The organism is Telluria sp. BA11, assembly GCF_056680305.1.
The window spans coordinates 4,989,847-5,003,093 of the sequence record NZ_CM155275.1; the positions used below are offsets into that span (position 1 = coordinate 4,989,847).

The following is a 13,247-nucleotide window of genomic DNA, read 5'->3' on the forward strand; positions in this document are numbered from 1 at the left end:
CAACACCATAACAAGGGAACACCAACGTGCAAATCCTGGAACAACGCTTTCTGCGCGGACCGAACGTCCACGCCGATTCCCCCTGCCTGCTGTCCGTCGTCGATCTGGAAGACCTGTACGGCCTCTCGACGCGGGATATCCCTGGCTTCAACGATGCGCTGCTGGGCCTGCTGCCGGCACTGCGCGGTGAGCGCCTGTCCGACGGCGCCCCTGGCGGTTTTGCGCAGCGCCTGGCAGCTGGCACGTACCTGGGCCGGGTGATCGAAACCGTCGCCCTCGAGTTGCAGTCACTGGCCGGCGCACCCGCTACCTTTGGCCGTACGCGCCCGGTGAATGGTCATCCGGGCCAGTTCCGCGTGGTCGTCGCGTACACCTGCGAAAAGCTGGCCGAGCCGGCATTCGATCTGGCCGTTGACCTGGTCACGGCGCTGGCACGCGGTGAAGCGTTTGCGCTCGAACCGCGCCTGGAAGAACTGGGCGGTATCGCCGGGCGCTATGTGATCGGCACCAGCACGGCGGCCGTGTTGGCGGCGGCGCACGAGCGGGGCATTCCGACCCAGCGCATCACCGAAGAAGCGAACCTGTTCCTGCTCGGCTGGGGCGTGCGGCAAAAGCGTCTGCAAGCGACGACCACGGGCGAGACCAGCTTCATTGCCGTGAAGATCGCCAGCGACAAGCAGTTGACGAAAGCGTTGTTGAAGGAAGCCGGCGTGCCGGTGCCCGAGGGCGATGTCGTCACCACCGTGGAAGCAGCGCAGCGCGTGGCGCGGCGCCTGGCGGTGCCAGTCACGCTCAAGCCGCTCGACGGCAACCAGGGCAAGGGTGTCACGGTCGCCTGCGCGACGCCGGAAGACGTGGCGCTGGCATTCGAGTTTGCCCGTGGCTTCGGCCGGCGCGTGATCGTCGAACGCCATGTCGAAAGGCGCGATTACCGCGTGCTCGTGGCCTGCGGGCGCGTAGCGGCCGCCTCATGCCGCCGCCCGGCGCACGTCGTCGGCGACGGCAACCTGACGGTGCGCCAGCTGGTCGAGATCGAAAACGCGAACCCGGCGCGTGGCGCGGGCCACGCGACCATCCTGACCCGCATCACGCTCGACGAGCACGCCAACGACATGCTGGCGCGCCAGGGCTTCGACGTGGACAGCGTGCTGCCGGTGGGCGTCACCGCCGAACTGCGCGGCAATGCGAACCTGTCGACCGGCGGCACCGCCGAAGACGTGACCGACCAGTTGCCGGAATCGACGCGCCTGCTGTGCGTGCGGGCCGCCGCCAAGATCGGCCTGGACGTCGCCGGCATCGACATTGTCTGCCAGGACATCGCGCAGCCGCTCGCAGCGCAGCGGGGCGCCGTCATCGAAGTCAACGCCGCGCCGGGCATTCGCATGCACCAGTATCCGAGCGCGGGCGAACCGCGCGATGCGGGCGACGCCATCGTCGAAGGCTTGATGGGCAATACCGACGGGCGCATTCCCGTCATCGCGCTGACCGGCACCAACGGCAAGACCACCACCACCTTGCTGGTGGCCCACGCGGCGCGCATGGCAGGCAAGGTGACGGGCGTGACGACGACCGAGGGCGTCTTCATCGACGGCAAACAGGTCGTCAAGGGCGACTGCACCGGCTACTGGTCGGCGCGCACAGTGCTGGGTGCACCGGAAGTCGAGGTCGCAGTGCTGGAAACGGCGCGTGGCGGCATCCTCAAGCGCGGTCTCGCGTTCGATCGCTGCGACGTGGCGATCGTGCTGAACATCGCCGCCGACCACCTCGGCCTGGATGGCGTCGACACGATCGAAGATCTGGCGCAGGTGAAAGCGGTGGTGGCGCAGTCGGCCTCGAAAGCCGTCGTGCTCAATGCTGAAGATGCGCTGTGCGTGCAGATGGCGCGCCGCGTCAAGCCGGGCGCCGAAGTGCTGTTCTTCTCGATGGATCCGGAAAGCCCGGTGATGCTCAAGCACCTGGAAGATGGCGGCCGCGGCGCGTATCTGCAGGATGGCGCGGTGGTGCTGGCTGACGGCCACAGCCAGCAAGCGCTGTTGCGGGTGGAAAGCATGCCGATCTCGTTCGGCGGCCTGGCACGCTTCAATATCGCCAATGCACTGGCCGCCGCCGCCGGCCTGATGGCCGCCAACTTCAACCATCTGCACATCGCCGCCGGCCTGTCGACGTTCGTCTCGAACGGCCGCACGAATCCACTGCGCACGAACATGTTCGACGTGCGCGGCGTGACGGTCATCGTCGACTACGCGCACAACCCGGCCGCCTACGCCGCCATGGCCGACATGGCGCGCGGCATGCTGCCTGGTCAATTGATCGGCATCGTGACAGCGCCCGGCGACCGCCGCGACACCGACCTGGAACAGGTCGGCCGCGTCTGCGGCGAGCGTTTCGACGAGCTGGTGGTCTACGAATCGCAAAGCCGCGGTCGCGAACCCGGCGAAGCGGTCGACCTGATCCTGTCCGGCGCCGAAGAAGTGGTGGGCATCAGCGACACGCTGCACCGCGAGCTCGACGTCGGCAACGCCATCCGCCTCGGCCTGAGCCTGTGCAACCCAGGCGACGTCCTGATCTTCGCCTGCGGCTCATCCCTGCAAGTGTTCATCGACGCCATCCGCGTAACCGACCCCGAAAGCGCCGCCCTGATCGCCGCCCAAACAGCCTAACCCCAAGATCCCGAACAATTAGGGTCAGAGTAGAATTATTGAGCAATTGATCCGGATTTAAACAGACTCAGCTAATTGAGTCCGCCCAATCTGGAAAAGTTATCAAACAATTCGACACTGACCCTAATTGTTCATTTTCTTTGGTTACAGTTGTGCTGCAATGATTAATTGGGGTCAGTGTAGAATTATTGGGTCATTGATTCGGAGCAATGACGGTGCGTAAAAAAACGGCCCTTTGGGGCCGTTTGTCGTTGGGGCTCAGATTGCGGCGGCTTCGATTTTATTCGCCAGGTCCGGACGGGTGGGGCGGAGGGCTTCCGTGAGTTCGGAGATCGATGAACCGCAGCCGAAGACGAGGACGTCGCCGGGCACGCAGCGTGCCAGGCCCAGGCGGATGGCGCAGTGGACGTCGTGCTCGATCTGCAGGTGGTCTGGTGCAATCTTTGCCAGCTGGGCGCCGCGGGCGATGAGTCTTGCGGATTCACCCTTTGCGCGGCCGCGTGCTTCGCTGTCGTAGACGACCAGTTCGTCGAAGCCGGCGGCGCAGGTGCGGCCGATGTCGATCAGGTCGGCGTCGCGGCGGTCGCCTGGTGCAGCTACGACACCGACCAGGCGGCCGGCCGTCATGGCGCGCGCCATCTCGGCCAGCGCGGCGTAGGCGGCGCAGTTGTGGGCGTAGTCGACGACCACCGTCACGCCGTCGACATCGTACAGGTTCGAGCGCAGCGGATTGTGCTTGCTGTCCGAGACGAAACCCCGCAAGCCGGCGGCGATGTCGCGGTTGCTGAAGCCGCTGGCCATCAACGCTGCCGCTGCCGCCATCGCGTTGGCGATGTTGTAGCGCGCAAGACCGCCCAGCGACACGGGCATGTCGCGCACATCGAGCAAGGCTTCGTGCCGCATGCCCCCGGCCAGCACGATTGTCGAATCCTGCAGGTACACGCCGCGGCCACCGTGTTCGATGTGCGGCACCAGGACCGGGTCTTCGGCGTCCAGCGCAAAATAGATGATCTCGACGCCGTCAGCCAGCGTGTCCGCCATCTTCACGCAATACGCGTCTTCGGCATTGAGCACCACCGCGCGCGTCGCCCTGGCCGCCACGACCGCCTTCACCCTGGCCAGATCCTCGATCGTGTCGATGCCATCGAGCCCCAGATGATCGGCCGAGACATTCAGCACCACCGCCACGTCGCAGCGGTCGTAGGCAAGGCCGCGCTTGATGATGCCGCCGCGCGCCGTTTCCAGCACCGCGAAGTCGACCTCGGGCGAACCCAGGATGCTGCGCGCCGAATGGTAGCCGGTGCAGTCGCCTTCATAGGCCAGCTGCCCGTCCAGGTAGACACCGCTCGTCGTCGTGACGCCGGTACGCAGTCCGGCCAGGCGCACCACGTGCTCGATCAGCAGGCTGGTGGTGGTCTTGCCGTTGGTGCCCGTCACCGCGACCACCGGAATGCGGCCATCGTCGTCGCCGAACAGGGCCCGGGCGATGGCGTCACCCGCATCGCGCGGCGCGCCGCGGCTCGGGTACTGGTGCATGCGGATCCCCGGCGCGGCATTGACTTCGATGATGCCGCCGCGCTGATCGCGCAAGGGCAGGGCGATGTCGTCGCAGATGATGTCGATACCCGCGATGTCCAGGCCAATGGTGCGCGCAGCGCGGATGCAGATGTCGCGCGTTTCTTGCGGCAGCAGATCGGTCACGTCTTCGGCGGTGCCGCCGGTGGACAGGTTGGCGTTGCCCCGCAGGTCGGCGCTGATGCCGGCCGTGAGCACCGTATCGAGCTCGTAACCCTGGCTGGCCAGTGTCTCGACGGCCAGTGCATCGAGCGGAATCTTGGTGAGGATATTCGTGTGCCCGTCACCCCGTGCCGGATTGCTGTTCTCGCGTTCGACCAGCTCGCGGATCGTCGAGTGGCCATCGCCCGTCACGCCAGGCGGGCGCCGCCACGAGGCAGCGGCGATACGGCCGCCAGTGACCAGCACGCGGTAGTCGCGTCCCCGTAAGTACTGCTCGACGATCACGCGGCGACCGTGCAGGCGCGCGTGCTCGAAGGCCCGTTCGACGCTGTCCGGCGTGGCGCAATCGACCGTCACACCCTTGCCCTGATTGGCGTCCAGCGGTTTGACGACCACCGCGCAGCCCAGGCGGCGTGCGACGCGCTGGGCGGCCGTGCTTGTGGTCACGACCTCGCCACGCGGCACCGGTAGTCCGGCCTGCGCGAGCAGGGTCTTGGTCAGGTGCTTGTCGCTGGCGATGCTCACCGCGATCGAATTGGTGGCGCCGGTGATCGTCGCCTGCAAGCGCTTCTGGCGGCTGCCCCAGCCCAGCTGGAACAGGTTGGCGTCATCAAGCAGCCGGCGCGATGGAATGCCGCGCCGGTGCGCCGCATCGAGCACGGCGCCGGTGCTGGTGCCGATCGCATGCTCACTTGCGATCTCGCGCAGCGCCGCCACAGCGGCATCGAGATCGAACGCTTCATCGCGCGTCAGCGCGGTCAGCAGCTTGACGCCAACCTGCAGCGCTTCGCTGGCGACCTGCTCGACGCCGTAACCGCACACGATGCGCCGGCGCTGTTCGTACCCCGTGACCGCCAGCGTCGCACCTTGCACGCCAGGGGCGCCCGCGAGGCGCTGCAGTTCCATGATCACGGGTTCAAGCGCGTCGATGGCCAGGGCGTCGTCAGACAGCCGCACGGCCGCCGCCGCTGGCAGCTCCGGCATCAGCGCCAGCAGGCGCGCACCGAAGCCACGTCCCTTCGTATTCAGATTGTCGACGACCGCCATCAGGCACGGCGTCTCGGCATACAGGTTCGGGCCCCGCAGCAGGCGCTTTTCGACGACCTTCATGAAAGAGGCGTGCGCTTCGTGACGATCTGCAGGAAGTCCAGCAGCGACGCCGGAATGCGCCTGCCCACCTGTTCATCGCCAATCGGCAGTGAATACTTGGCGCCAGCGGGGAGCAGGTGCAGGCGCACGTCGATCAGTTCCGGGATGGCCCGGTCCTTGATCTCGGCGACGTTGCTGCTCATCGAGCGGCCGTCGACGACGGTCACCGCGCCTTCGCCCAGCACCTCGATGCCCACGCCGCGCTCGATCACGAGCGCCGTGTCTTCATCGATGCCAATGCCTTGCAGGTACGGGTTCTGCGCGACGATCGACAACAGGCGCGACAAACGCTGGCGCTCCGAGAAATGCTGGTCGACGACGACGCGGTGCAAAAAGCCCAGACCCGCGCCCAGGCTGACCGAGCCTTTTTCGGGCAGCAGGTCGGTGCGGCCCTGCGCGAGCATGTGGCCCGACATCGCCGATGCACCGGCGCTCGTGCCGCCAATGGTGGCGCCGCGCACCTTCAGTGCGGCGTGCATTTCCGCGTCCAGCGCCGTGCCACCGATCAGCGCGAGCAGGCGTTTCTGGTCGCCGCCCGTCATGAAGATGCCATCGGCTTCGGCGACCTGCCGCACGAAGTTCTCGTCGTTGGCGTCGTCGCGGCTCGTGATTTCGAGGTGGCTGTGCCGGGTCACGCCCAGTGCGCCGAAGGCATCATCGTAGATGTGCCACATCTCGTCGGCGATCTGGCTGGCGGCCGTGATCACGACGATGCGGGCGTCGATGCCGCCGGCCAGTTCGACAAAGCGCGACAGGATCTGCATGTCGTGCTGGCGGTCTTCATGGCCGCCAATGATGACGAGGTGGCCGTTGCGCGGTGCGTTCATTTCCTGGTTCATCGTTGTACCATTTTCGAAGTGGGCATATCGCTGTTGCTGAAAGCGCCGGCATCCGTGCGGCTCACCGCAATCAGGCCGACCTTGATGTCCGGGGTGAACAACGCCACACCGCGCTGCAGCGCGTCCGCCAGCGGGATGCCATCGGCAATCCAGCCGTACACGGTGCGCGCCAGCAGATGGCGCACGATCTGCTCACCGATGCCGGTGGCGGCGACGGCGCCTTCCGGGCCGGCAAAAAAGCCACTGCCGATGATCGGCGCATCGCCGACGCGGCCCAGCAGGGCCGGCGCCGAGCCGCCGCTCGAACAGGCCACGGCAAAGTGGCCATCGGCGCCCCGTACGACAGCGCCGACGGTGTCGCACGCCACGCCTTCGGGCAAGCGCATGGGGGTATTGTAATTCCAGTAGTGCTCGATCAGGTCGCGATCGAGGCCCGGCATCACCGGCATCGAGCCGGCCAGTTGCGCCAGCAGCTTGCGGTGCGCGGTGCGCTGGCGTTCCGTCACCGGGGCGGCGTCCGGCATGCCGATCGTGCGTGCGAAGCGGCTGGCGCCTTCGCCCACGAGCAGCCAGTGCGGCGTGTCGGCCACCGCACGCGCCAGGCGCACCGGGTTCTTCACCGACTGCACGCAGGCGACGGCGCCAAGACGGCCGCGCGTGTCCATGATTGCCGCGTCCATTTCGACTGTGGCGCCATCCAGGCCCAGCACCGAGCCGCTGCCGGCATTGAAGCGGCCATCGTCTTCCATCGTGGTCACGGCGCCGATGGCGGCGTCGAGTGCGTCGTCATTGATTTCCAGTTGCGCCAGGGCGCGGCGCGCGGCGAGCACGCAACCGTCTTCGTGGTCGCGCGACGTGCCGGCGCCGCCGTGAACAACGACAGCGCCAGCGTGGGGGGTATTGCTCATGCGGTCAATCTTTCTGCTTTATTGTTGTCGTGGCCAGCGTGCAGCACTGGCAGCGCATTGCCGGGCGATTATCCGGTGTTCACCCATGACGCCATATCGGTACGCCTGCCGCCTCCCTGTAAGAGCTTGCTTACAGCGGGAAGCGGGGGAGCGATACTTGACGGAATCTGTTACCATACCGCCCCTTCAAGATAAAGGTTCCTATGGTGCACGCTTGCGGCGTTGACTTCGGCACGTCAAATTCCACGGTCGGCTGGTATCGGCCCGGCATGATGCAATCCGCCCCGACGGCGCTGTTGACCCTCGAGGACGGCAAGCCCACGCTGCCGTCGGTGGTGTTCTTCAACGCCGACGACGACCGCGTCAGCTACGGCCGCGCTGCGCTTGCCGAATATCTCGAAGGCTATGAAGGCCGCCTGATGCGCTCGCTGAAAAGCCTGCTGGGCACGAGCCTGATCGATGGCCAGACCGAGGTCGCGGGCCGTTCGGTCTCGTTCCGTTCGCTGCTGGCCCAGTTCATCGGCGAGGTCAAGCACCGCGCCGAAAGACAGGCCGGCCAGCCGTTCCAGAGCGCGGTGTTCGGGCGCCCCGTGTTCTTCATCGACGACGACGCCCAGGCCGACCAGCTGGCCGAGGATACGCTGCTCGACGTGGCGCGCTCGGTCGGTTTTCGCGACATCGGTTTCCAGTACGAGCCAATCGCCGCCGCCTTCGATTACGAATCGCGCATCGACCGCGAAGAACTGGTCCTGATCGCCGACATCGGCGGCGGTACGTCCGACTTTTCGCTGGTGCGCCTGGGACCCGAGCGCGCCGGCCGGCCCGACCGCCGCGACGACATCCTGGCCAATGGCGGCGTGCACATCGGCGGCACCGATTTCGACAAGTACCTGAGCCTGGCGAGCGTCATGCCGTTGCTCGGCTACGGCAGCAAGCTGCGCTCGGGCGCCGAGATCCCGTCGAGCTACTACTTCAACCTGGCCACCTGGCACACGATCAACCAGGCCTACACGCGCAAGAGCGTGACGCAGCTGGCCGACCTGGCACGCGACGCAGCCGAACCGGCCCGCATCGCGCGCCTGCAGAACCTGATCGAAGACCGCGCCGGTCACTGGCTCGCAATGCAGGTCGAAGGCGCCAAGATTGCGCTGTCCGACACCGACATGGTCAACCTGCAGCTCGATCGCCTGTCGCCGCCCGAGTCGCTGGACATCGCGCGCGCGCAGTTTGAAGCGGCGATTGCGCAGCTGGTCGAGCAGGTCGCCACCACCGTCGGCAAGCTGTTCGCCGATGCCGGTGTCAGGCCGGCCGATGTCGATACGGTCTTTTTCACGGGCGGTTCGAGCGGCGTGGGCTTGCTGCGCGCGCGGATTGGTGCGATGGTGCCGGATGCGCGCCGCGTCGAGGGCGATCTGTTCGGCAGCATCGGCACCGGCCTGGCGCTCGATGCGCTGCGCAAGTTCGGCTGACACCCCGCTGGAACAGCACACAAAGGAGCAAGGATGAGTATGTACGACCGACCGCTGGTGATGCTCGACTTCGAGACCACCGGCCTGTCGCCCGACATGGGCGACCGCATCACGGAAGTGGCGGCGCTGCGCATCGTCGGCGGCGAAGTGACCGAGCGTTATGTCTCGCTCGTCAATTGCGGCGTGCGCGTGCCGTCGTTCATCACGGCCCTGACCGGCATCACGCAGCAGATGGTCGACAGCGCGCCGCCTTCGCACCAGGTTGTGCCAGAGCTGCTCGACTTCATCGGCGGCGACGTCCTGTCGGCGCACAACGCCAGCTTCGACGAAAAATTCTTGAAGGCCGAAGGTGCGCGCCTGGGCCGAACGACGCAGCACGTGGGCCTCGTGTGCTCGCTGAAACTGTCGCGGCGCCTGTTCCCGGGCCTGGTCAGCTACAAGCTGGGCCAGCTGTCGAGTCAGCTCGGCATTCCATTCGTCGGTACCGCCCACCGGGCCGAGGCCGACGCACAGGTCGCTGCCGACGTGCTGCTGCATGCTGCGCGGCATCTCGGGCGCACCTGCGGCATCGATCGCGTCGAGCCGAGTCTGCTGGTGTCGATCAACAAGGTCGCTGCCGCCAAGATCCCGGTATTTCTCGAAAAATACGCGGCCACCGTGCGCGAACGCCGGATGGCTGCCGAGGCGCATTGCGGCTGATCTCAGCTGATTTCGCCTGACGCCTGATTGTGCGCTCGCAAACCGCGCAGCGCCGATCTACTTAAACTTTTGGCAATGGAATCGGCTGCGCTTGCGGCCGTTCGCACGACTTGCCGAAAGGATCTGGATGAGCTCCGACCATGCCGCCCGCGCCGGCGCCGCGACGTTCTCCTGGTACCACCGCGCTGCCTGGCAAGGCAATCCCTACGCCCAGTTCAACCTGGCCCAGCTTTACCTGCGCGGGCACGGCGTCGAGCGCGACGATGTGCAGGCCGCCGCCTGGCTGGCGCGCGCCGCCTCCCACGGCCTGGCCTATGCCCAGAACCATCTCGGCGCCTTGCACTACAGCGGCCGGGGCGTGCCGCCTGACCACGCTCTTGCTGCGCGCTGGTTCCGCCGCGCAGCGCAGCAGGGCGATCGCTCGGCGCAATACAATCTCGGCCTGCTGTACCGCAAGGGGCGCGGCGTGACCCTGTCCCATCCCACTGCATTGAGCTGGTTCTACCGGGCGGCCGAGCAGGGCATGGCGCGCGCACAGGCGCAGCTGGCGCACGGCTATCTGCACGGGCTGGGCGTGACGGTCAGCCATCCGCTGGCGATGGCGTGGTACCGCAAGGCCGCTTTGCAGGGGCACGTGGCCGCGCAGGTTCAGCTGGCGCATATGTACGCGCGGGGCCTGGGCGTGACGGCCAGCAGCGCGCGCGCCCTGTACTGGTACCGCCATGCGGCAGGCGCGGGCAATGCCGTGGCCAGGCGCGCCCTTGGCCTGATGTAGCGGCCGCCGGCGGGCGGTTTGCACTGTTGTCGTTTCGCGCTATGATGCCCTGCGGCCACAAGCCGACCTCATCATTCACAGACCGAGAACAACATGCACATGAAACTTGCCACGCTTGCCGCCGTGTTGGCCACGACCTTCAGCGCCAATCCAGCGCTCGCACAAAGCTGTTCCACCAAAGGCACCGGGCCGACCTATCCGGTAACGAAGAAAGTCGACCAGACGGACAATTACCACGGCACCGTCGTCGCCGATCCGTACCGCTGGCTCGAAGACGCCAACAGCGCCGAAACGAAGATGTGGGTCGACGCCCAGAACAAGGTGACCCAGGCCTACCTGGCCGCAATCCCGCAACGCGAAGCGATCCGCCAGCGCCTGACGCAGTTGTGGAACTACGAGCGTTACAGCGTGCCGGGCAAGGAAGGCGGCCGCTACTTCTACACGCGCAACGATGGCCTGCAGAACCAGGCGGTCCTGTACACGTTGAAAAACCTGAATGACGAGCCGCGCCTGCTGCTCGACCCGAACAAGCTGGCCGCCGACGGTACCGTCGCCCTGGCCGGCACCGAAGTGAGCCCAGACGGCAAGCTACTGGCGTACAGCATCGCCGCGTCGGGCTCGGACTGGAACGAGATCAAGCTGCGTGACATCGAGACCGGCAAGGACCTGCCCGACCACATCAAGTGGGTCAAGTTCTCGAGCACCGCCTGGACCAAGGATGGCAAGGGCTTCTTCTACAGCCGCTACGACGAGCCGAAGGAAGCGACCAAGTTGGCCGACGTCAACTACTTCCAGAAGCTGTATTACCACCGCATCGGCACCCCGCAAAGCGCCGACACGCTCGTGTATGACCGCGCCGACCAGAAGGAGTGGGGCTTCGGCGGCCAGACCACCGATGACGGCCGTTACCTGATCATCACCACCACCAAGGGCACGGCGCCAAAGTACCGCGTGTCGTACAAGGATTTGTCGAAGCCTGACGCGAAGGTGGTCGACCTGATCGACAACTTCGACGCCGGCTACGACTTCATCGACAACGTCGGCAGCGTGTTCTACTTCAGCACCGACCGCAAGGCGCCCAAGAAGCGCATCATCGCGATCGACGTCAGCAAACCGGCGGAGTCCAACTGGAAAGAGGTCGTCGCCGAAAGCGCCGACACGCTGGCCGGCGCCGACATCGTCAACAACCAGCTGGTACTCGAGTACCTGAAGGATGCCCGCAGCGTCGTGCGCGTGGTCTCGCTCGAGGGCAAGCCGGTGCGCGAGATCGCGTTGCCGGGGATCGGCACCGTCGCCGGCCTGTCGGGCAAGCGTGGCGACACCGAGACCTTCTATTCCTATACCAGCTTCACCAGCCCGACCACGATCTACCGCCTGAACATGGCCACCGGCCAGAGCACCGTGTTCCGCCAGCCGAAGGTCGCGTTCAATCCGGCCGACTATGAAACGCGTCAGCAGTTCTACACGAGCCGCGACGGCACCAGGGTCCCGATGTTCATCGTGTCGAAGAAGGGCCTGAAAATGAACGGCCAGAACCCGACCTACCTGTACGGCTATGGCGGCTTCAATATCTCGCTGACGCCGGGCTTCTCGCCGGCCAACCTGGCATGGATGGAAATGGGCGGCGTGTATGTGGTGGCCAATCTGCGCGGTGGCGGCGAATACGGCGAAGCCTGGCACCAGGCCGGCACCAAGCTGCAGAAGCAGAACGTGTTCGACGACTTCATCGGCGCGGCCGAGTGGCTGGTGGAGAACAAGGTCACGTCGCCGCAGAAGCTGGCCATTGGCGGCGGCAGCAACGGCGGCCTCCTGGTCGGCGCCGCCACGACGCAGCGCCCGGACCTGTTCGCGGCGGCGATTCCGTCGGTGGGCGTGATGGACATGCTGCGCTTCCACAAGTTCACGATCGGCTGGGCCTGGACCTCGGACTACGGCTCGTCCGAGAACCCGGATGAATTCAAGGCGCTGGTCAAGTATTCGCCGCTGCACAATCTGAAGGCCGGCACCTGCTATCCGGCCACGATGGTGACGACGGCCGACCACGATGACCGCGTCGTCCCGGCGCACAGCTTCAAGTACGCCGCTGCTGCCCAGGCGGCGCAGGCCGGCAGCGCGCCGATCCTGATCCGCATCGACACCAAGGCGGGCCACGGTGCGGGCAAGCCGACGAGCAAGCAGATCGAGGAAGTCGCGGACCGCTGGGGCTTCCTGTCGCGCGAGCTGCACATGAATGACGCCGCCGTGACGGCCGCCGGCGCCAAGTAATACCGGGCACATGCAAACATGGCCGCCGGAGCGATCCGGCGGCCATGTTGTTTTGTACAGCCGCTGTCTGGTGCTTCTATTACCGGTGCACGACCACCAGCACCGCCTTGGCCTCGGTCTTGCCCGTATTGCGGATCACATGATTCTGGTCGGCCGGGTAGCGCGCCGTCGCGCCGTGGCGCACTTTTTTCTTCTCGTTGCCCACTTCCAGTTCCACGGTCCCCGTGATCACCGTCAGGTGTTCGCCCGTGCCGGGATCATGCGCCTGCGACGCCAGTTCGCCACCGGGCGCCAGGGTCAGCTCATACCATTCATACTTGCCAGCCAAATCCATCGGGCCGAGGATGCGCAGGCAATAGCCGGCGTGCGCGCCGGGCAGGGTGGGGATTTCGTGCGCGTCCACCAGCCGGATGAGTTCCGTCGGGCGCACTTCGGACGACAGCAGTTCGCCAATCTGCACGCCAAGCGCATTGGCCAGGCGCCAGGTGATGGCGATGGTGGGGTTGGCTTTTTCGCGTTCGATCTGCGACAGCATCGATTTCGATACGCCGGCAATGCGCGACAGGTCTTCCAGCGTCAGGCCACGGGCCAGGCGCAGGCGTTGCAGTGTGGCGCCGACTTCGGGCGGCGCGTTGTTGGTTGAAATAGTATTCATTGCCGCATAAGGTGTTGAGGACCGGCTTGCCAAGTCGATTGGGCAAGGGTAATATCCACTATATTGAATCTTTGTTCGATATACAGGATAA

The 13,247-nt window shown here is 65.9% G+C and carries 9 protein-coding genes; 5 read left to right on the forward strand and 4 right to left on the reverse strand.

All coding sequences use genetic code 11. The features are described 5' to 3' along the window. Nucleotides 1-26 precede the first annotated feature (26 nt). On the forward strand, nt 27-2,660 hold the full coding sequence (gene cphA / locus AC1MGT_RS22085) for a cyanophycin synthetase (RefSeq protein ID WP_499502117.1): 2,634 nt from the start codon (nt 27-29) through the stop codon (nt 2,658-2,660). Nucleotides 2,661-2,918: 258 nt separating this feature from the next. Here cphA (AC1MGT_RS22085) and cphA (AC1MGT_RS22090) read toward each other — a convergent pair whose 3' ends face one another. From cphA (AC1MGT_RS22090) to AC1MGT_RS22100, 3 genes are read right to left on the reverse strand one after another with little or no spacing between them, the layout of a single operon-like run. Further along, on the reverse strand, nt 2,919-5,507 hold the full coding sequence (gene cphA, locus AC1MGT_RS22090) for a cyanophycin synthetase (RefSeq protein WP_499502118.1): 2,589 nt from the start codon (nt 5,505-5,507) through the stop codon (nt 2,919-2,921). Beyond that, nucleotides 5,504-6,373 (reverse strand): cyanophycinase, encoded by an 870-nt coding sequence (locus AC1MGT_RS22095; RefSeq protein WP_499502119.1) that lies wholly within the window; start codon nt 6,371-6,373, stop codon nt 5,504-5,506. Before AC1MGT_RS22095 ends, cphA (AC1MGT_RS22090) begins: the two co-directional genes overlap by 4 nt. 8 nt (nt 6,374-6,381) lie before the next feature. Next, complete coding sequence (locus AC1MGT_RS22100) at nt 6,382-7,293, reverse strand: isoaspartyl peptidase/L-asparaginase (RefSeq protein ID WP_499502120.1); 912 nt, start codon at nt 7,291-7,293, stop codon at nt 6,382-6,384. 203 nt (nt 7,294-7,496) lie between these two features. Here AC1MGT_RS22100 and AC1MGT_RS22105 point away from each other — a divergent pair, with 203 nt between their 5' ends. From AC1MGT_RS22105 to AC1MGT_RS22120, 4 genes are all read left to right on the forward strand, one after another. Continuing rightward, nucleotides 7,497-8,762 (forward strand): Hsp70 family protein, encoded by a 1,266-nt coding sequence (locus AC1MGT_RS22105; protein ID WP_499502121.1) that lies wholly within the window; start codon nt 7,497-7,499, stop codon nt 8,760-8,762. A 39-nt stretch (nt 8,763-8,801) separates the two neighbouring features. Beyond that, entirely contained in the window at nt 8,802-9,461 is a 660-nt protein-coding gene (locus AC1MGT_RS22110; RefSeq protein WP_499504350.1) for a 3'-5' exonuclease, read from the forward strand. Between the two features lie 127 nt (nt 9,462-9,588). After that, on the forward strand, nt 9,589-10,236 hold the full coding sequence (locus AC1MGT_RS22115) for a tetratricopeptide repeat protein (protein ID WP_499502122.1): 648 nt from the start codon (nt 9,589-9,591) through the stop codon (nt 10,234-10,236). A gap of 93 nt (nt 10,237-10,329) precedes the next feature. Continuing rightward, nucleotides 10,330-12,501: a prolyl oligopeptidase family serine peptidase gene (locus AC1MGT_RS22120; RefSeq protein WP_499502123.1), complete on the forward strand. Its 2,172-nt coding sequence runs from the start codon at nt 10,330-10,332 to the stop codon at nt 12,499-12,501. A 79-nt stretch (nt 12,502-12,580) separates the two neighbouring features. Here AC1MGT_RS22120 and AC1MGT_RS22125 read toward each other — a convergent pair whose 3' ends face one another. Next, nucleotides 12,581-13,156, reverse strand: a complete 576-nt coding sequence (locus AC1MGT_RS22125) for a helix-turn-helix domain-containing protein (RefSeq protein ID WP_499502124.1) — start codon at nt 13,154-13,156, stop codon at nt 12,581-12,583. Between the last annotated feature and the right edge of the window lie 91 nt (nt 13,157-13,247).

Coding starts and splice junctions, on each gene's coding strand:
- cphA (WP_499502118.1), bottom strand. CDS start 5,507: ATGAAGGTCGTCGAAAAGCGCCTGCTGCGGGGCCCGAACCTGTATGCC.
- AC1MGT_RS22095 (WP_499502119.1), bottom strand. CDS start 6,373: ATGAACGCACCGCGCAACGGCCACCTCGTCATCATTGGCGGCCATGAA.
- AC1MGT_RS22100 (WP_499502120.1), bottom strand. CDS start 7,293: ATGAGCAATACCCCCCACGCTGGCGCTGTCGTTGTTCACGGCGGCGCC.
- AC1MGT_RS22105 (WP_499502121.1), top strand. CDS start 7,497: ATGGTGCACGCTTGCGGCGTTGACTTCGGCACGTCAAATTCCACGGTC.
- AC1MGT_RS22110 (WP_499504350.1), top strand. CDS start 8,802: ATGTACGACCGACCGCTGGTGATGCTCGACTTCGAGACCACCGGCCTG.
- AC1MGT_RS22115 (WP_499502122.1), top strand. CDS start 9,589: ATGAGCTCCGACCATGCCGCCCGCGCCGGCGCCGCGACGTTCTCCTGG.
- AC1MGT_RS22120 (WP_499502123.1), top strand. CDS start 10,330: ATGCACATGAAACTTGCCACGCTTGCCGCCGTGTTGGCCACGACCTTC.
- AC1MGT_RS22125 (WP_499502124.1), bottom strand. CDS start 13,156: ATGAATACTATTTCAACCAACAACGCGCCGCCCGAAGTCGGCGCCACA.